We start from the raw sequence: 19072 nt of genomic DNA, 5'->3' as shown, positions 1-19072 counted from the left end.
GTCACTCCTTGTTCACGAATTCATTAAGTACCCTTACTATATATCTTTCGTCGTTCGAAATAAAGGCTTTTTTGAAAAATAGCAAAAGCGACACTCCTGTCAGACAGGAGTGTCGCTTTGTTTTGTTACTCGTCCTTGCATTCAAAACGCCCGACGGCGTCATTCAACGTCTCCGAGAGGCGGCGCAGTTCCTCCATCGACTCGGTGAGCGAATTCATCATCGCGCCCTGCTGCTCAATAGAAGCGGCGACCTCTTGGCTAGAGGATGCCGTCTGCTCGGAGACATAGGCGATCGAGTTGAACTCCTGCTCCACGCCCTTGGATTGCTCAGACGCATTGCGGGTCAGCTCGTACACGTTGGCCACGCCGCTGGTCACACCGTGCAGACGCTCGCCCACCGTTCGGAAGGCTTGCTCCGCTTGCTCCATCGCCCGCTCGCCGGAGTTGACCGCCTGCAGGCCTTGTTCCATGCCGTTGATGCTAGCCCCGACCTGCTCGCGGATCTCGCGCACGAGCTCGGCGATCTCGCGAGCTGCCTTCTCCGATTGTTCAGCGAGCTTGCGGACTTCATCCGCGACGACGGAGAAACCACGTCCCTGCTCCCCTGCGCGCGCCGCTTCGATCGCGGCGTTGAGCGCCAACAGGTTGGTCTGCCCCGCGATCGCTCCGATCACATCGACGATGGTGCCGATGCGCTCCGACTGCTCGCCGAGGCGGTTCATCGTCTGGGCGGTGTTCTGCACGTGGTGATGGATCGCGTTCATCTCTTCTCGCGTGCGCTGCATCGTCTCTCGCCCGGCGGTGGTTGCCTCATCCACGTCGAGTGCTAAGTGGCGCAATTCCTTGGTGCTCTCCGCGATGCCGCTCAAGTCTTGTACGATGCCGCCCATCTGGTCGTTGGCGCGTTGCAACGATTCGTTCTGCCGCTCGGTGCCCGTCGCCACCTCGTCGATCGCCCGCGTGACCTGCTCGGCGGCTGCCGTCGCTTCCTGCGCACCGCTGTGCAGTTGCTCCGACAACTCGGACGCTTGTGCCGCACTCTCACCAGCGACGATCATCAGTTCGCGAATGTTCTGAATCATCAAGTCATAGTGGTGGAGCAACTGTTGCAGCTCCCCAGATGCCTTGACCGGTTGCATATGGCGCAGACGACCCGCTGCGGCTTCGGCAAGTCCGGCCATCACCGCCGTCATCGGACGGACGATGGAGTTCGAACTGCGCACCGCAAACAGGATCGCCAGCAGGATCGTCAGCGCGGCGAGTGCCAGGCTGTAGGTGATGATCGTCGTCTGCGAGCTGACGATCGCCTCACGCGACATCGAGACGCGCATGACCGCGAGCGTGACGTTCTTGTCAAAGTCGGTGAGCGGCACATAGACAAAGTCATACGGAGTGCCGTTGACATCCCCCACCTCGTAGTACGACTTCTGCTTGTCGATAACGGTCGCCAGCAGCTCCGCGTTGCTCAACGCAGCCTGCTCGCCCTGTATCGTAGAGATCAGCGATTTTTTCTGCTCCACACTGTAGACGGTGATCTCACCATGCACGATGTTTTTGAGGCGTTGCACCAGCTTGTCATCCGTATCATAGCCAAAGGAGATCGTTCCCTTGGCGGTGTTCCCGGTCTTGATCGGAGCAACACCGCGCACGGTGAGCTTGCCATTCTCCTCTTCAAAAGCGGCTTGTGTCTTGCCAGAGGAGATCGCCAGCGAGATCGTGACGTTGTTGTTTTTGCTATCCCCATGCGTCTGGGGGTCGTGCGCCCGATAGAGCACCGTCCCCATCGCGTTGCCGATTTCCAAGATCGACAACCCTTGGGCCTGCAAGTCTTGGTACATCGGATCGATCAACGCCGACAGTTTTTTTTCGTCCTGGGTCTGGAGTGCTGCATTGATCTGCGGGTCATGTGCCGCTTGTGCGGCCAGCGTCATCGCGTTCTGCTGTTGCGATTCTAGCGCTTGGACGACGGTATTTTCCGCCGCTTGGACGCTGGTGGTCTGCAAATCGGAAAGCGCGCGCATCGAGACGGTGTTGCTGACGAGTCCCATCGCTACCATCGGAACGAGTGCCATGCTCAGCATCATCGTGATGGTTTGGGTTCGAAGTTTCATGCTGTCGTTCCCCTTTGCACCCAATTGTGTATTCATATTATTTGACGAATCTTGTCGGATTCCTGTTGATTAGACTGACTTTTAGCAAAAAATAAAGATCGAAGGGAAGAATTCTCCCTTTGATCTTCATTTTCCGCGTATCTATTCAAACTGGAACTGATCAACGGCTTGCTTCAATTCATCGGCGAGACGTTTCAAATCTTCCATCGAATCGGATAGCGACCCCATCGTCGCGCTCTGCTCCTCGACCGCCGAAGCGACCTCCTCGGAACTCGCCGCCACTTCCTCCGCGACGGTCGCGATCGCGTGAAATTCCTGTTCCACACCGCTCGACTGTTGCGAGGCCTCTTCGGTCAGCCCATGCACGACCGCAATGCCCGCGGTGACCTGATCGAGGCGTTCCCCCACGCGCTGGAAGGCCACCTCCGCTTCCTCGACCGCTTGGTTCCCGGTTTGCACGGCCGCCATGCCTTGTTGCATGCCGGCGATGCTCGCTTCCACCTGCCCACGAATCTGCAGGATCAGTTGCGCGATCTCATCGGCCGCATTGCCAGACTGCTCCGCCAGTTTGCGGACATGGTCAGCGACGACGGCGAACCCGCGCCCATGCTCCCCGGCGCGCGCCGCTTCGATCGCGGCGTTGAGCGCCAGCAGGTTGGTCTGTGCTGCGATTCCGCTGATCAGGTCGGAGATGTGGCCGATCTGCTGAGACTGTTCACCTAGCGTGTTCATCGTTTCTGCTGTGAGTTCCACGTGTTTTTTGATCGACTCCATCTCTTCGCGCGTGCGGTGCATCGTAGCACGGCCGCGTTGCGACGCGGTGTCCACATCGACTGCCATCGCGCGCAGGTCGTGCGAACGAGCGGCGATCTCTGTCAAGGAGCGCACGACGACGGTCAAGGAGTCGTTGCCGCGTTGCAGGGCGTCGTTTTGCGACTCGGTGCCGCGTGCGACGTCCTCGATGGCCGCCGATACTTGCTCAGCGGCTTGCGTGGCCTCTTGCGCCCCCCGGTAGAGATGTTCGGAGAGATCGGCAACTTGTGCCGCTGTGCCGGTCGCCATCTGGAGCAGCCCGCGAATGTTGGTGATCATCACATTGTAGAATTCCTGGAGCTGTTGCAGTTCGCCTGCCGACTTGATGGGCTCGATTTCACGCAGGCGTCCGTTGGCGGCATCTTGCAAGCCTTTCATCACGGCTACCATCGGGCGGACCGTGCGGTTCGAACTCTTCGTGCCGACGAGGATCGCCAACAGGATGACCAGCGCGGCGAGAGCGATCGAGTAGTACGCGAGATTGCGCTCAGACTCCTTGATCGTTTGCCCGGAGATGCCGATGCGCACAACGCCGAGCGTCTTGATTTTGTCATAATCGGTCAGCGGCACATAGATGAGATCATAGGGTTGGTTGTTCATCGTCTCGAGCACGCGGTAGAGCTTTTGATGGTCGTACAAGACGCCGACCAGATCCGGGTCGGTCAGCGGCGCTTCCTTCTCGCTGAAAGTCGAGGTGACCATCTCGTGTTGATCGCCATAGTAGACGGTGATGTCGCCGCCGACGATGCTCTTCATGCTGTCCGCAAATTTCTGATCCATGCTGAAGCCGACCATGATCGTGCCGAGGACCATGCCGTTCTCACCTAGAATTGGAGCCGTCCCGCGAATGGCAAGGCCCGTTTTCCCCTCTTCTATCGATCCAATCGATTGGTGCGTATTCAAGGCCAAGGTGACCGAAGCATTTTGGTACTTGCTGTCCCCGTAATTGGAGGGGTCGTGTCCACGGTATTGCACAACGCCCATCGCATCGCCGACTTCCATCAGCGTAACACCTTGCGGATTCAGCGACTTGAACAGGCCGTCGACAGCCAGCGAGAGACCCACGCGATCCTTCTCGATCAACGCTGGTATCATTTTCGGGTCATTGGCGGCGAGGCTTGCGAGCATCATCGCCGTTTTTTTCTGTGATTCAATCGTCTCGGTAATTTTCTTCTCGGCCGAGCTCACAGCATCGTCCTGTAGGGAGTTATAGCCCTGCATCGAGATGTAGTTGCTAAAACCTCCCATCACCAACATCGGAATCAACGCCATCATAAGTAACATGCCGAGGGTGCGTGTGCGTAGTTTCATGATGTCTCCCCTTCAACCCCATTCCATTTCTTGTCTTGATTATGTACTGTAGTTTATTTGACACTACCCATTCGTTCACCTGTTTAGTATCAATAAAAAAACCACTACATTCATTCACGAATGTAGTGGTTTTTTTCTGGTGCTTAGAGCACCGCTTGGGTCATCGCGACCAGCAAGCGTGCGCCGTTTTCCAAGTCGTTGAGGCGAATGAACTCGCTGACCGTATGGATTTTTTCGTAGCCGATCGCCAAGTTGACGGTCGGGATGCCCATACCGTTCAGGACGTTCGCGTCAGAACCGCCGCCGGATGCCATCGTGGACGGTTCGAAGCCGAGCGAGCGGACCGCTTTGAAGGCAGTCTGCACCACTTCCGATTCGACATCGTGGTTGAGGTTCGAGTACATGCGTTGGACGGTCACGTCACAGGTGGTGTTGTATTCCGCCGCCGCTGCTTGGAACGCGTCGACCATATGTTGGGTTTGCGCCTCAAGCTCCTCAAGCACGAGCGAGCGCGATTCTGCCGCGATCGTAACTTTGTCACAGACGACGTTGGTTGCGTCGCCGCCGTGGAAGTTGCCGATGTTGGCCGTGGTGCGCTCGTTGATGCGGCCGAGCTTCATGCGCGAGATCGCCAACGACGCCGCGTTGATCGCGTTGATGCCCGCCTCCGGGTTGACGCCGGCGTGCGCGAGCTTGCCGTGCATGGTGACTTCGATCCGCTCTTGCGCGGGAGCTTGGGTCACAACTTTGCCGATCGGTCCGTTGGAGTCAAATGCAAAGCCCATGTCGATCTTGGGCAGCTTCTCCCAGTCTGCGTGACGAGAGCCGAGCAGCCCGGTTTCTTCCCCCATCGTCAGGAACAGCACGATGGTGCCGTGTTGGAGGTTTTGCTCCTTCAAGGTGCGCACCATCTCGAGGATGCCGGAGACGCCCGCTTTGTCGTCCGCGCCGAGGATCGTGGTCCCGTCGGACGTGATGCGGTCTTCCAGCAGTTGCGGCTTGATGTTCAGGCCCGGTGCCACGGTGTCCATGTGGCAGGTGAAGAGGATCGTCGGCTTCGACGCATCGCCTTTCAAGGTGCAGATCAGGTTGCCGGCGTTGCCGCCGACTTTTTCTCCTGCGGTGTCTTCCACAACTTCGACCCCCAGCTCCTGCAATTCACGGGTCAGGCGGTCGGCCATGTTGCGCTCGTCGCGGGAGAGCGAGTTGATTTGCACCAACTCCAGGAAGGTTTGGATCAGACGCTCACGATTTACTTGGTACATTTGCGATCTCGTCCTTTCTCTTGGTAGATCGCGTTCGGGAACCGCTCGCTGCGGAACCCGACACGCTTTTCTGAGTAGGCGCTGCGAGCGCGCAAGGCATCCTCATCATTCTGAGGGCTGTTCGTCAGCAAATTCAAGCGTCGCGCTGCTTGCGTCCACGGTGCGACGTCGCGCGGCCCGCGGATGAACGTCACGTCAAATCGGTTGCCGGACATGTTCATCGCTCCTTACAGCGGAATGTTGCCGTGCTTTTTCGGCGGACGCGTCTCACGCTTGGTGCGCAGGACTTCGAGCGCCTCCTTGATTTTTTGGCGCGTCTCACGCGGATCGATAACATCATCGATCATGCCGAGGGCTGCTGCCACATACGGGTTGGAGAACTTCTCCTTGTACTCCGCCACTTTGGCGGCACGAGTTGCATTCGGATCAGCCGATTCGGCGATTTCCTTGGCGAACACGATGTTCGCCGCCCCTTCAGCACCCATGACCGCGACTTCTCCGGTCGGCCATGCGTAGACGAGGTCCGCGCCGATCGACTTGGCGTTCATCGCGACATAGGCACCGCCGAACGCTTTGCGCAGGATGATCGTGATCTTCGGCACGGTCGCTTCCGAGTACGCGTAGAGCATTTTCGCACCGTGACGGATGATGCCACGATGTTCCTGCATAACGCCGGGGATGAAACCGGTAACGTCCTCGAAGGTGACCAGCGGGATGTTGAAGCAATCGCAGAAGCGGATGAAACGTGCGATTTTGTCGGAGGAATCGATATCGAGGCCGCCCGCCATGAACTTCGGCTGGTTGGCGACGATCCCGATCGGATGTCCGTCGATGCGCGCAAAGCCGACACATGCGTTTTTCGCAAAGTTTTTCTGCACTTCCATGAAGTCCCCATCGTCGACTACGCGGGTCAACACTTCCCGAACGTCGTAGGCCTTGGTCGGTTCGACCGGCACGACGGTCATCAGTTCTTCACAGTAGCCGTCGTCCGGCTTGTTGTAGACGCGCGGCGGTTCTTCCATATTGTTCTGCGGGAGGAACGAGAGCAGACGGCGAACTTCATTGAGCACTTGCTCTTCCGACTTGGCAGAGAAGTGCGTAACGCCGGAGATTGATTCCTGCACGCGGGCACCGCCGAGGTTTTCCGCTGTGATCTTCTCCCCAGTGACGGTCTCGATGACCTTCGGGCCGGTGATGAACATCTGCGAATTGCCTTCCACCATGAAAATGAAGTCGGTGATCGCCGGGCTGTACACAGCACCGCCTGCACACGGACCCAAGATCACGGAGATCTGCGGAATCACGCCGGAGTAGATGGCGTTGCGGTAGAAGATCTGTCCGTAGCCGTCCAGCGAAGCAACGCCCTCTTGGATGCGGGCGCCGCCCGAGTCGTTGAGGCCGATGACCGGCGCGCCGTTTTTGGCAGCGAGGTCCATGCACTTGGTGATCTTCATCGCGTGCATCTCACCGAGCGCACCGCCGAACACGGTGAAGTCTTGGGCGAACACATAGATGATGCGTCCGTTGACTTTCCCCCATCCGGTGACAACACCTTCACCTGGTGCTTCCAATTTGTCCATGCCGAAGTGAATGGCACGGTGTTCGATAAACGGATTCAGTTCGCGGAACGTGCCTTCGTCGAGCAGCAGTTCGATCCGCTCGCGTGCGGTCAGCTTGCCTTTGGCATGTTGAGCCGCGATCCGCTTGTCCCCGCCGCCTAGTTCGATCTTGCGGCGACGGTCGTGAAGTTCGATGATCTTTTTCTCCAAAACGGTTCCCCTCCACTTCGTCTATACGCTGAGTTCTAGTCCTCGATTCGCTGACAGAACTCGGTCAATACGCCATGGGTATCCTTGGGGTGTAGGAAGGCGATCAGCTTCCCATGGCCGCCCTTGCGCGGCACTTCGTCGATCAAGCGGTACCCGGCTGCTTTGGCCGTGGCGAGCGCCTCAACTACGTCTGGCACCGCGTAGGCGATGTGATGGATACCAGGCCCTTTTTTCTCTAAAAACTTCGCAACTGGTGATTCTGGGCAGGTCGGTTCGAGCAGTTCGATCAGACTCTCCCCGACTTCGATAAACGCCAGGCGCGCCTGCTGATCCTCGACGATCTCCTCGTGGAGAAACTTCAACCCGATGCCCCCTGTGTAGACGGGCAACGTGGCTTCGATCGAGTGAACGGCGATGGCGACATGGTCGATTTTGTACGCGTTGACAGCCAGTTCCCTTACCCCCTCTTGCTTTGAACTTGCTCGCGGATGTAGTCGGCCATGACCGACAGCGAGGAGCCTGGCGTGAACACTTCTGCGACGCCGGCTTCCTTCAGTTGCGGGATGTCTTCGTCTGGGATGACGCCGCCGCCGACGACGAGGATGTCGCCCGCGCCTTGTTCATTCAAGAGGCGAACCACTTCTGGGAACAGGTGCATATGTGCGCCTGACAGCGAGGACAGACCGACAGCATCGACGTCCTCTTGGATCGCGGTGGCGACGATTTGTTGCGGGGTTTGGCGCAGGCCGGTGTAGATGACTTCCATGCCGGCGTCGCGCAGTGCTTTGGCGACGACGAGCGCGCCGCGGTCGTGGCCGTCGAGGCCCGGTTTCGCGACGAGGACGCGGATTTTAGCTTCTGACATTGGGGTGGTCCTCCTTCTCCATTACCATTGAGCCGGTTGGTATTCGCCGAACACGTCGCGCATCACGTTGCAGATCTCGCCAAGCGTTGCGTAGACTTTGACGGCGTGCACGATGTGCGGCATGAGGTTGTCGGTGCCAACTGCTGCCTGACGAAGCGCGTCCAGAGCGCTTTTTACCGCCTCGTTGTCACGGGTGTTGCGCAGTTCTTTGAGACCTTCCGACTGGATGCGTTCCAGCGCTGGGTTGAGCTTCATCAGCTCCGGCTTCGGTTCGTTCTCGAGGCGGAACTTGTTGACGCCGACGACAACCTCGGAACCATCCTCGATCGCCATCTGGGTCTGGTAGGCTGCGTTTTGGATCTCGCGTTGCATGTAGCCTTGCTCGATCGCTTTGACTGCCCCGCCCATCTCATCGATTTTCGCAATGTAGGCCAGCGCGTCGCGCTCGATCTGATCGGTCAGCGACTCGACGTAGAAGGAGCCCGCCAGCGGGTCGACAGTATCCGCGACGCCGCTCTCGTTGGCGATGATCTGCTGGGTGCGCAGCGCGATGCGCGCGGATTCCTCGGTCGGGAGCGCGAGCGCTTCGTCCTTGGAGTTGGTGTGCAGGGACTGCGTGCCCCCCATCACAGCTGCCAGCGCTTGCAAGGTGACGCGGACGATGTTGTTGTCCGGTTGCTGAGCGGTCAGCGTGGAGCCGCCCGTCTGCGTGTGGAAGCGCAGTTGCCACGACTTCGGGTCTTTGGCGCCGAAGCGGTTTTTCATGATGTTCGACCACATGCGGCGTGCGGCGCGGAATTTCGCAACTTCTTCGAGGAAGTTGTTGTGCGCGTTAAAGAAGAACGAGAGGCGCGGCGCAAACTTGTCGACGTCAAGCCCTTTTTTGACAGCCGCATCGACGTAGGCGATCGCGTTGGAGAGCGTGAACGCGACTTCCTGTACAGCGGTGGAACCCGCCTCGCGGATGTGGTAGCCAGAGATCGAGATCGTGTTCCAGTTCGGCACATGCTCGGAACAGTATTCGAAGATGTCGGTGATCAAGCGCATGGAAGCGGTCGGCGGGTAGATGTAGGTACCGCGCGCGACATATTCCTTGAGGATGTCGTTTTGGATGGTGCCCGAAACTTTGTCGGAGGACACGCCTTGCTTCTCCGCGACGGCGATGTACATGGCGAGCAGGACCGATGCAGGGGCGTTGATCGTCATCGACGTGGAAACTTTGTCGAGCGCGATGCCGTCGAGCAGGCGTTCCATATCCGCCAACGAGGAAATGGCGACGCCGACTTTCCCGACCTCGCCTCGCGCCATCATGTCATCAGAGTCATAGCCGATCTGCGTCGGCAGGTCGAATGCGGTGGAGAGGCCAGTCTGGCCGTTTTCCAGCAAGTACTTGAACCGGTTGTTGGTTTCTTCAGCCGAACCGAAGCCCGAGTATTGGCGCATCGTCCAGAAGCGGGAGCGATACATCGTCGGTTGCACACCGCGGGTGAACGGGTATTCGCCTGGGAAGCCCAACTTGTCCATGTAGCCGCCTTGTACGTCTTCCGGTGTATACAGTCGCTTCACCGGGGTCTCGGAAGTGGTTGTAAACTCTTCCTTGCGCTCCGGGAAACGGGACGAAGCTTTATCAGCTTTTGCTTGCCAAGCGTCGTATTGGGTCTTGAAATCAGACATTGATAACCCTCCTAGAGGAAGTAGGAAAATAGTATAGAAGGTCACACCGCATTATTATACCATAGAACCCATAGAAAGCGATTACAAGACAGTAGATATTGAAGTCGGACAGGCACCTCATAATCATTCAAAAGGGAACCAAGGAGGCTTCTATTTCATGCTTTTCGAAATGGGTACCCGCCCTGCCGAATGTGGCGTTTGAAGTAGCGCCTTTCGTGTCCAGCATCCCTCTCCACTAAAAAAGGACCCGCGAAAACGGGCCCTTGCAGTACTGGTGGTTTCGGTCTTACAGCCGGACGAGTCCCATCGCATCCTTCACGCGGTTGACCGTCTGCTCCGCGATCGTGCGGGCGCGTTCTGCAGAGGTGGCGAGGATGCGGTCGAGTTCCGCCGGGTCTTGGCTGAGTTCGTGGTAGCGAGCTTGGATCGTCCCCAACTTGTCTGTCATCACTTCGACGAGTTGCTTTTTCAACGTGCCGTAGCCTTCGCCTTGGAAGCGCGCGACGGTAGCGTCCAGCGAGTCGCCGGTGAACAGGCTGTACAGGGACAGCAAGTTCGAGATGCCCGGCTTGTTCTCTTCATCAAAACGAATCTCATTGTCGGTGTCGGTGACCGCGCTCATGATTTTTTTCTTGAACGTTGCCGGATCTTCGAGGATCGCGATGCGCGACTTTTCGTTCTCCGCCGATTTGGACATTTTTTTGTTCGGCTCGGTCAGCGACATGATGCGCGCACCGAACTTCTGTATCTGCGGGTTCGGGATCACGAACGTCTCGCCAAAACGGTTGTTGAAGCGCTCCGCAATGTCGCGGGTCAACTCGATGTGCTGCTTCTGGTCATCCCCGACCGGCACGTGCGTGGTGTCATAGAGCAGGATGTCGGCTGCCATCAGCACCGGGTAGGTGTACAGGCCGACGGTGACGTTGGCCTTGCCTTCCGCCTTGTCCTTGAACTGCGTCATGCGGTTCAGTTCGCCCATGTAGGAAACGCATTGCAACAACCAGCCGAGCTCCGCGTGCTCTCTCACATGCGATTGGATGAACACCGTGGATTTCACCGGATCAACGCCACAGGCCAAGTAGATCTGGGCAATCTCCCGGGAACGCTTGCGCAATTCCTCCGGGTCCTGCTGGACGGTGAGGGCATGCAGGTCGACGACGCAGTAAAACGCGTCCGCTTCATTTTGCAACTCGACGAACTGCTTGAGTGCGCCGAGATAGTTACCGATCGTCAGGTTGCCTGACGGTTGTACGCCTGAGAATACGCGTTTCACTGTAGGGATCGACTCCTTGTACGTAAACTTTCTTTCTGATAGTTTACCACATCTTACCGCATTTGGTTACGCCCACGAGGCGCTAAGTTCGCTGGCAAGTGCTGTGCCGACGCTCGTCGCAACGCCAAACACTTCGGCAAACGCCGCAATCCAGCGTTGCTTCACTTCCTGCATGTCCACCGGCCGCCCGAGAACTTTGCGCAGGGAGGTGACCCCAAACTGGGTGATCCCACAGGGTACGATATATCCGAAGTGCGAGAGGTCTGGGTCGATGTTGATCGCGAAGCCGTGTGAGGAGATGTAGCCTTGATTCGCTGTATCGCGGTTCGCCTTCACGCCGACGGCACAGATCTTCTCATCGCCCACCCAGGCTCCGGTCATCCCTTCCTTGCGCCCTGCCGTGATCCCGTAACCTGCCAGCAGACGGATGATCACATCCTCCAGCAAGCGCAGGTAGTCGCGGACGTCATTTTTCCAGTCCTTCAAATGCAGGATCGGGTAGCCGACCAATTGCCCCGGTCCGTGGTACGTCACATCCCCACCGCGGTCGACGTCAAAAAGCGCGATGCCAAGCTTCTCGCGCTCTGCCTGCCCGATCAGCACGTTCTCTCCACCACCCGAGCGACCGATCGTGTAGACGGGCGGGTGTTCCAGCAGGAGAACGGTGTTGGTCAATTCCCCCATCAGCATGCGGCGCACCGCGAGCTTTTGCAGGTCGAAGGCTTGTCCATACTCTACCTGACCCAAATCATAGATGTCTGCTGTCGGTTTCATGCGCAATCCCTCCACTCCTATAAAAAATCACAGCGCGGGCCCACGGCCCCGCTGTGATTTTTTCGCTTACTTCGCTTGTTTGATCTGTTGCTCTGCCGATTGTGCCTGTTCGTGCGCATGGTAGGAACTGCGCACCAGCGGGCCGGACTCGACGTGTTTGAAGCCGCGCTTCAACGCTTCGACCTTCAACTCCGCAAACTCCTCCGGGGTCCAGAACTTGCGCACCGGGAGATGCTTTTTGGTAGGTTGGAGGTATTGCCCCATCGTCATGATGTCGCAGTCGACTGCTCGCAGATCGTTCATGACTTGGATGATCTCCTCCCACGTCTCGCCATGTCCGAGCATCAGGCTGGACTTGGTCGGGATGTGCGGCTTGTACGCCTTGGAACGGCTCAGGACTTCCAACGTCCGGTCATAGGTTGCCTTGGCGCGAACTTTCGGTGTCAGGCGGCGCACCGTTTCGATGTTGTGGTTGAAGATATCCGGTTCTGCGTCGAGCAGCGTGTGCAGCGCTTGTTCGTTGCCGCCCATATCGGACGGCAACACTTCTACGGTACACTGCGGACGACGATGGCGGATCGCCCGAACGGTCTCTGCGAACACGGACGCGCCGTGGTCTTGGAGATCGTCGCGAGCGACGGCGGTGACAACCGCATGGCGCAGACCCATCGCGTCCACGGATTCTGCGACGCGCTCCGGCTCTGCCAGATCCAGTTCGGTCGGCAGGCCGGTTTTGACTGCGCAGAAGCCACAAGCGCGGGTGCAGATGTCGCCGAGGATCATGAAGGTTGCGGTGCGGTTCTCCCAACATTCGTAGATGTTCGGGCAACGAGCTTCTTCACAGACGGTGTGGAGCGTTTGACCCCGCATCAGCTCTTTGAGTTCGGTAAAGTTCGGCCCGGTCTTCAACTGGATTTTCAGCCAGTCCGGGCGGCGAAGCGGTTTTTCTTCGAGAACGTTAAGTTCTTCCACGCCGGCACACCTCTTTCAACAGTAAAGATTAGTACAAGGTCGGCTCGGTCGCGCTCTCGAGGTTTTTCTTGACGGCCTGCAAGAACTGACCGCAGACCCAACCATCGAGTACGCGGTGGTCGAGCGACATGCACATATTCATCATCGAACGGATCGCAAACGAATCGTCCGGCATGACGTGCGGGCGCTTGATGATCGACTCCATCGAGAGGATCGCAGCTTGCGGAGCATTGATGATCGGCATCGATTGCACGGAGCCGAACGCACCGGTGTTGTTCACGGTGAACGTGCCACCCGACATGTCGTTCGGAGAGAGCTTGCCTGCGCGTGCGCGCTTGGCCAAGTCATTGATCGCATGGGACAGCCCGAGAATCGACAGGCGGTCTGCGTTTTTGATGACCGGGACGAACAGCGCATCGTCAGTCGCGACGGCGATCGAGATGTTGATGTCTTTTTTAATAATAATCTTGTCGTCCTGCCATGTCGAGTTGATAATCGGGTATTGCTTGATCGCATCGACAACCGCTTTGATCATGAACGGCAGGAACGTCAAGTTGACGCTTTCTTTCTTTTTGAACGCTTCTTTGTTTTTGTCACGGAAGCGAACGAGGCTGGTCATGTCAACTTCCATCATCGTCCACGCATGCGGAGCGTTGTGCTTGGATTCGACCATGCGGCGCGCAATCGTCTTGCGGATGCCGGATGCTTCAATCACTTGGTCACCCTCTGCCGCTTGGTACGCCGGAGCGGGCGGTGCTGCCGGGGTCGGAGCCGGTGCTGGAACGGATGCAACAGCTTGAACGCCGTGTGCGCCAAGGTCGGTGAACCCGGTCGCCGGTTTGACTGGCGAGGAGAGCGATGCCATGTCTTCTGCGGTTTTGGTCAGCGCGGCAGCTGCCGGAGCTGCTGCGCCGCCTTGTTCGATGAAGGTCAGCACGTCTTTGCGGGTGATGCGACCGCCGGTGCCCGTGCCTGGAATCTGCGTCGGGTCGACGTTGTTTTCTTGGAGCAGACGCATGACAGCCGGAGAGTAACGCGGGCGGTCTGCGCCTGCTGCCGGAGCATTCGCTACCGTGGCAGCTGGTGCCGGAGCCGCTGCTGCAACAGGTGCCGCTGCGGTCGGGGTTGCTGCCGGAGCCGGCGCTTCGCCTTCCTCCGCGATGATCGCAATCGGGGTGCCGACGGCGACAGTTGCGCCCTCTGGCACGAGGATTTCGGTCAGGGTTCCGATGAACTCGGACGGTACTTCGGCATTGACTTTATCGGTGATGACTTCTGCGAGCGGGTCGTATTTGTTGATTTTGTCCCCTGGCTGTTTCAGCCATTTGGCGATTGTGCCTTCGGTGACAGACTCGCCGAGTTGGGGCATTTTGAGCGTTGCCATGTGCGAAGTTCCTCCTGTCCGCGCTTAGAATTTCGCCAGTTCGCGAATCGCGTCCGCGATCTTGGTCGGGTTCAGCATGTAGAACTTCTCTTGCGGCGGGGAGTACGGCATCGCCGGAACGTCCGGACCGCACAGACGCTGGATCGGAGCGTCGAGGTCGAACAGCGCTTCCTCGGCGATGATCGCAGCCACTTCGCCGCCAACGCCGCCGAACTTGCTGTCCTCATGCACGATCAGCACTTTGCCGGTCTTGCGGGTCGCTTCAAGAATCGCTTCCTTGTCGATCGGCTTGATCGTGCGCAGGTCGAGAATGTGCGTGGAGATGCCTTCCTTCGCCAAGGTTTCAGCCGCTTCCAGTGCATAGTGTACCATCAGACCATAGGTGATGACCGTAACGTCTTCGCCTTCACGCTTGACGTCCGCTTTGCCGATCTCGATGGTGTAGTCGCCCTCTGGCACTTCACCTTTGATCAGGCGGTAGCAACGCTTGTGTTCGAGGAACAGCACCGGGTCGTTGTCACGGATCGATGCTTTGAGCAGACCCTTGACGTCATACGGAGTCGACGGCATGACAATTTTGATGCCCGGCACATGGTGGAACAGCGCTTCAATCGATTGCGAGTGGTACAGCGCGCCGTGAACGCCGCCGCCGTAAGGTGCGCGAATCGTGAGCGGAACATTCCAGTCGCTTTTCGTGCGGTACCGAATGCGCGCCGCTTCGGAGACGATCTGGTTGTACGCGGGGAAGATAAAGTCTGCGAACTGAATTTCAGCAACCGGACGCATGCCGACCATTGCCGCCCCGATGGACACGCCGACGATCGCCGACTCGGACAGCGGGGAGTCCATGACGCGCTGCTCGCCAAATTTCTCGATCAGACCTGCCGTTGCGCGGAAGACACCGCCACGAACGCCGACGTCCTCGCCGAGGATAAAGATCGATTCGTCGCGCTCCATTTCATCTGCAAGCGCGTCGGTGACTGCCTCGATATATGATTTAATCGCCATGAGACGAGACCTCCTAACGTTCTTCGTAGACGTGCGTCAGCGCGTCTTCCGGATCAAAGAACGGCGCTTTTTCCGCCGCATCGGTGCCTTCATTGACTTCGCGCGCGACGCGATCGTTCAGTTCTTGCTCGCGCTCCGCCGTCAGAACGCCTGCATTGCGCAAGTACTCCGCGAACGTGATCAGCGGGTCTTTTTTCTTCGCTGCATCCACTTCTTCGCGGGAACGGTACGCTCTGTCATCGTCATCGGAGGAGTGCGGCACGAGACGGTAGGTGCGGGCTTCGATCAGCGTCGGGCCTTCCCCATTGCGTGCGCGTTCCGTTGCTTGCTTCATATATTGGTAGACTTCGAGCACGTCGTTGCCATCGATCGAGTGGCCCGGGAAACCGTAGCCGATCGCGCGGTCTGCTGTGTTGTGGTTCCCGAGTTGCTTGTCGAGCGGCACGGAGATTGCGTAGCCGTTGTTCTCGATGTAGAACACCACCGGGAGCTTATGTACGGCAGCAAAGTTACAAGCTTCGTGGAAGTCGCCTTGGTTGGAAGAACCTTCACCTGTCGAGGTGAACGCCACCGAATTTTCGCCGCGCATCTTGGAGGCGAGCGCCGCGCCAACTGCGTGCGGGAATTGGGTGGTAACCGGAGAGGACCCGGTCAGGGTGCGGTATTTTTTGCCGCCGAAGTGGCCCGGCATCTGGCGGCCATTCGAGTTCGGATCGCCCGGTTTCGCGAACGCGGACATCATGATCTCCGTCGGGGTTTGCCCGAACACGAGCACGACGCCGAGGTCACGGTAGTACGGTGCGATGAAGTCTGTGGTCTTGTCAAGGGCATAGGCGGCGCCAACTTGCGCCGCCTCTTGACCTTGACAGGAGATCACAAACGGGATCTTGCCCGCGCGGTTCAATAGCCAGAAACGCTCGTCCAGCTTGCGCGCAAGCAGCATGTAGTAATACATATCCAGCACTTGTTCATCGGACAAGCCCAGATCTTTGTAGTTCAACTTGGACATGCTCCACAACCTCCTGTCAATACTTCTACCTTAATAATGGATCGCCATGCCGTCAACGGCCAGCGCTGCTTCCCCAATCGCTTCCGACAGCGTCGGATGCGGGTGAATCGCGAGACCGATCTCCCAAGTCGTCGCGTCCAGCAAGGCCGCGAGTCCCGCTTCGGAAATCATCTCTGTGACGTTTTGGCCGACCATATGCACGCCGAGCAGATCGCCCGTCTGGGCATCGGCGATCATTTTCACGAAGCCGTCGATCTCGCCGTTGACTTGTGCCTTGCCGATTCCGCGGAACGGGAATTTGCCGACTTTGATCTCACGGCCTTCCTTGCGCAGGTGGCTCTCGGTGTAGCCGACAGATGCCACTTCTGGACGGGTGTACGTGCAACGCGGGATCATCGCGTAATCGATCGGATGCGGGTGCAGACCTGCGATCACTTCGACAGCGTGAATGCCTTCGTGCGACGCGACATGCGCCAGTTGCGGGGTATTCAGCACATCACCAATTGCGAAAATGTTTTTCTCCTTGGTGCGGAAGTGCTCGTCAACGACGATCGTGCCACGGTCGATCGCGACTTCGGTCGCTTCCAGACCGATATTTTGAATCGCGGCTTCACGACCCACCGAGACCAACAGTTTATCAGCGGTCAGGGTTTCCACACTTTCCTTGTCGGTGCCGACATTGACTTTTGCTTGGATCGAGACAGTGTCGCCTTCGATGGTCAGCGTATCCGCGAGAACGCCGGTCGAGGTCATGACTTTCACCTTGGTTTTGCGGCGTCCCAGCAATTTCGCCAGTTCTGCCGCGACATCCTCGTCTTCGAGCGGGAGAATCTGCGGTGCGTACTCGACCAGCGTGACTTGAACGCCATAGTCGGAGAACATCGAAGCCCACTCGCAACCGATCGCGCCTGCGCCGACGATGATCACCGACTTCGGCAGTTCTTCGAGCTCCAGCGCATGGTCAGAGTTGATCACGTATTTACCATCCACCGTCAGACCTGGCAAGGTCTTCGGACGGGAACCCGTCGCGACGATCAGGTTGCGCGGGTTGATGATCTCTTGCTCACCATCCGGTCGCTCGACGCGGACAGCACCCGCCAGCGGGGAAAAGATCGACGGGCCCATCACGGTGCCGTTGCCTTCAATCACTTGGATGTTGTGTTTTTTCAAAAGCGACTGCACGCCTTTGTGCAGGTTGTTGACGATCTTTTGCTTGCGTGCCATCACGTTTGAGAAATCCAGCGTCACATCTCCACCGATCTGAACGCCGAAGTCTTTTGACTTTTGTACGGTCGCGAGGATGTCAGCGCTCTTGAGCAGCGCTTTGGATGGGATGCATCCGCGATGCAGGCAAGTGCCTCCGACTTTATCTCGCTCGACAACCGCAACGGTCAATCCTAGCTGGGCCGCACGGATGGCGGCTACATAGCCGCCCGTGCCCCCGCCGAGGATGACGATATCTAACTGTTCAGCCATGAGATCGTTCTCCTTCCACCTATGCCTGTATCAAATTTACTTGGAGAGAATGGAGCGTTCGGTGCTCAGGAAGTTAGAACGGCTGTTGCGCAGGGTGTTGATGCGCTGTTCCGCCATGCGGTCGGCCGCTTTGTATGTCGGGATACCTTCGGTCTTGGAGATTTCGATGATCGTCGCGATGATGTTGTAGATGTTCTCGATCTTCTTGGTTGCGCGCTCTGCGTTGTAGCCGTTCAGTTCGTCCGCTACGTTGATGACACCGCCGGAATTGATCACATAATCCGGTGCATAGACGATTCCCATTTCATGGATGAGATCGCCGTGGCGTTCTTCGCGGAGCTGGTTGTTCGCGGAACCTGCGATCACTTTGCATTTCAGTTGCCCAATGGTTTCATCATTGATGATCGCACCCAGTGCGCACGGTGCGAAGATGTCGCACTGTACGCCAAAGATATCCTTCGGAGCCACGACTTCTGCGTTGAATTCCTTCACGCAACGGTCGATCGCGTCTTGGTTGATGTCGGTGACAATCAGTTTCGCGCCCGCTTCGTGCAGGTGTTTGCAGAGGTAGTAGCCGACGTTGCCGACGCCTTGAACCGCCACAACTTTGCCCGTTACATCATCAGAGCCAAACGCTTCCTTCGCCGCTGCTTTCAGGCCGACGAAGCAGCCGAGCGCGGTCATCGGAGACGGATTGCCAGAGGAACCGAACGCTTCGGAAACGCCGGTTACGTATTTGGTTTCTTGACGGATGTATTCCATGTCTTGCACGGTGGTGCCAACATCTTCGGCCGTGATGTAACGACCGTTCAGAGATTCGATGTAACGACCGAACGCGCGGAACAGCGCTTCGGATTTATCGGTGCGCGGGTTGCCGATGATGACGGTTTTGCCGCCACCCAAGTTCAGGCCCGCTGCAGCATTTTTATAGGTCATCCCTTTGGCGAGACGGAGCGCATCTTCGATCGCTTCGTCTTCGTTGGCATAGGTCCACATCCGTGTGCCGCCCAATGCCGGGCCGAGGGTCGTGTCATGTATCGCAATGATCGCTTTCAGGCCAGATGCTTGATCGTGGCAGAAGACGAGTTGTTCATAATCATACTTTTCCATATATTCGAAAATTTTCATGATAGTTCCCCCTTCAGAGTGTTTGCGATGTAAGTTGCGTTTGTCTGTGACTTGTTTTTTGAACACCCTAACCCAAGCAACAGAATACCACAACTTTTGTCTAGGGTGGTAGTGAACGGCATATATGGCTAGTTTCCGCAATCTCCGCTATCCCTATAAGCATTCTGTCTAAAAAAATTGGCTGTTTCTACGTCCACGCCAATTTATACATGCAAGTTCAATGCCAACTTTTTTGTAAGC

The 19072-nt window shown here is 57.6% G+C and carries 16 protein-coding genes; all 16 read right to left on the bottom strand.

Annotation, left to right across the window (positions count from 1 at the left end; translation table 11 throughout):
• Positions 1-125: 125 nt before the first annotated feature.
• The 16 genes from C7459_RS20945 to C7459_RS20870 all read right to left on the bottom strand — a co-directional run bounded on the left by C7459_RS20945 (position 126) and on the right by C7459_RS20870 (position 18832).
• On the bottom strand, positions 126-2111 hold the full coding sequence (locus tag C7459_RS20945) for a methyl-accepting chemotaxis protein (RefSeq protein WP_170119594.1): 1986 nt from the start codon (positions 2109-2111) through the stop codon (positions 126-128).
• 141 nt (positions 2112-2252) lie between these two features.
• Positions 2253-4235 carry a methyl-accepting chemotaxis protein gene (locus C7459_RS20940; RefSeq protein WP_109691227.1) on the bottom strand — a complete coding sequence of 661 codons (1983 nt, stop codon included), beginning with the start codon at positions 4233-4235 and terminating at the stop codon, positions 2253-2255.
• A 143-nt stretch (positions 4236-4378) separates the two neighbouring features.
• A complete protein-coding gene (locus tag C7459_RS20935) occupies positions 4379-5500 on the bottom strand; it encodes a M20/M25/M40 family metallo-hydrolase (protein WP_109691226.1) in 1122 nt (373 codons plus the stop codon).
• Positions 5488-5715, bottom strand: coding sequence for a hypothetical protein (locus C7459_RS20930; RefSeq protein WP_109691225.1), 228 nt, complete (start codon positions 5713-5715; stop codon positions 5488-5490). The genes C7459_RS20935 and C7459_RS20930 overlap by 13 nt, the downstream gene beginning before the upstream one ends.
• A gap of 12 nt (positions 5716-5727) precedes the next feature.
• A complete protein-coding gene (locus C7459_RS20925; protein WP_109691224.1) occupies positions 5728-7269 on the bottom strand; it encodes an acyl-CoA carboxylase subunit beta in 1542 nt (513 codons plus the stop codon).
• Positions 7270-7304: 35 nt separating this feature from the next.
• Entirely contained in the window at positions 7305-7658 is a 354-nt protein-coding gene (gene mce / locus C7459_RS20920; RefSeq protein WP_342766671.1) for a methylmalonyl-CoA epimerase, read from the bottom strand.
• Between the two features lie 68 nt (positions 7659-7726).
• The gene (locus C7459_RS20915) at positions 7727-8134 is read right to left on the bottom strand and encodes a cobalamin B12-binding domain-containing protein (RefSeq protein ID WP_109691222.1); all 408 of its coding nucleotides are present in this window, start codon (positions 8132-8134) and stop codon (positions 7727-7729) included.
• Positions 8135-8155: 21 nt separating this feature from the next.
• A complete protein-coding gene (locus C7459_RS20910) occupies positions 8156-9808 on the bottom strand; it encodes an acyl-CoA mutase large subunit family protein (RefSeq protein WP_109691221.1) in 1653 nt (550 codons plus the stop codon).
• Between the two features lie 286 nt (positions 9809-10094).
• Complete coding sequence (gene trpS, locus C7459_RS20905; RefSeq protein ID WP_109691220.1) at positions 10095-11081, bottom strand: tryptophan--tRNA ligase; 987 nt, start codon at positions 11079-11081, stop codon at positions 10095-10097.
• A 66-nt stretch (positions 11082-11147) separates the two neighbouring features.
• Positions 11148-11855 carry a lipoyl(octanoyl) transferase LipB gene (gene lipB, locus C7459_RS20900; RefSeq protein ID WP_109691219.1) on the bottom strand — a complete coding sequence of 236 codons (708 nt, stop codon included), beginning with the start codon at positions 11853-11855 and terminating at the stop codon, positions 11148-11150.
• A 66-nt stretch (positions 11856-11921) separates the two neighbouring features.
• On the bottom strand, positions 11922-12827 hold the full coding sequence (gene lipA, locus C7459_RS20895; protein ID WP_109691218.1) for a lipoyl synthase: 906 nt from the start codon (positions 12825-12827) through the stop codon (positions 11922-11924).
• A gap of 28 nt (positions 12828-12855) precedes the next feature.
• Complete coding sequence (locus C7459_RS20890) at positions 12856-14211, bottom strand: dihydrolipoamide acetyltransferase family protein (protein ID WP_109691217.1); 1356 nt, start codon at positions 14209-14211, stop codon at positions 12856-12858.
• Positions 14212-14235: 24 nt separating this feature from the next.
• Entirely contained in the window at positions 14236-15219 is a 984-nt protein-coding gene (locus C7459_RS20885; protein ID WP_109691216.1) for an alpha-ketoacid dehydrogenase subunit beta, read from the bottom strand.
• A 13-nt stretch (positions 15220-15232) separates the two neighbouring features.
• The gene (locus C7459_RS20880; protein ID WP_109691215.1) at positions 15233-16228 is read right to left on the bottom strand and encodes a thiamine pyrophosphate-dependent dehydrogenase E1 component subunit alpha; all 996 of its coding nucleotides are present in this window, start codon (positions 16226-16228) and stop codon (positions 15233-15235) included.
• A 30-nt stretch (positions 16229-16258) separates the two neighbouring features.
• Entirely contained in the window at positions 16259-17704 is a 1446-nt protein-coding gene (lpdA, locus tag C7459_RS20875; RefSeq protein ID WP_109691214.1) for a dihydrolipoyl dehydrogenase, read from the bottom strand.
• A gap of 36 nt (positions 17705-17740) precedes the next feature.
• Positions 17741-18832 carry a Glu/Leu/Phe/Val family dehydrogenase gene (locus tag C7459_RS20870; RefSeq protein WP_109691213.1) on the bottom strand — a complete coding sequence of 364 codons (1092 nt, stop codon included), beginning with the start codon at positions 18830-18832 and terminating at the stop codon, positions 17741-17743.
• Between the last annotated feature and the right edge of the window lie 240 nt (positions 18833-19072).

This window comes from Tumebacillus permanentifrigoris, assembly GCF_003148565.1.
Taxonomy (GTDB): domain Bacteria; phylum Bacillota; class Bacilli; order Tumebacillales; family Tumebacillaceae; genus Tumebacillus; species Tumebacillus permanentifrigoris.
Note: the sequence above shows the minus strand (reverse complement) of the source record. Positions and strands in the feature narration are given on the sequence as shown.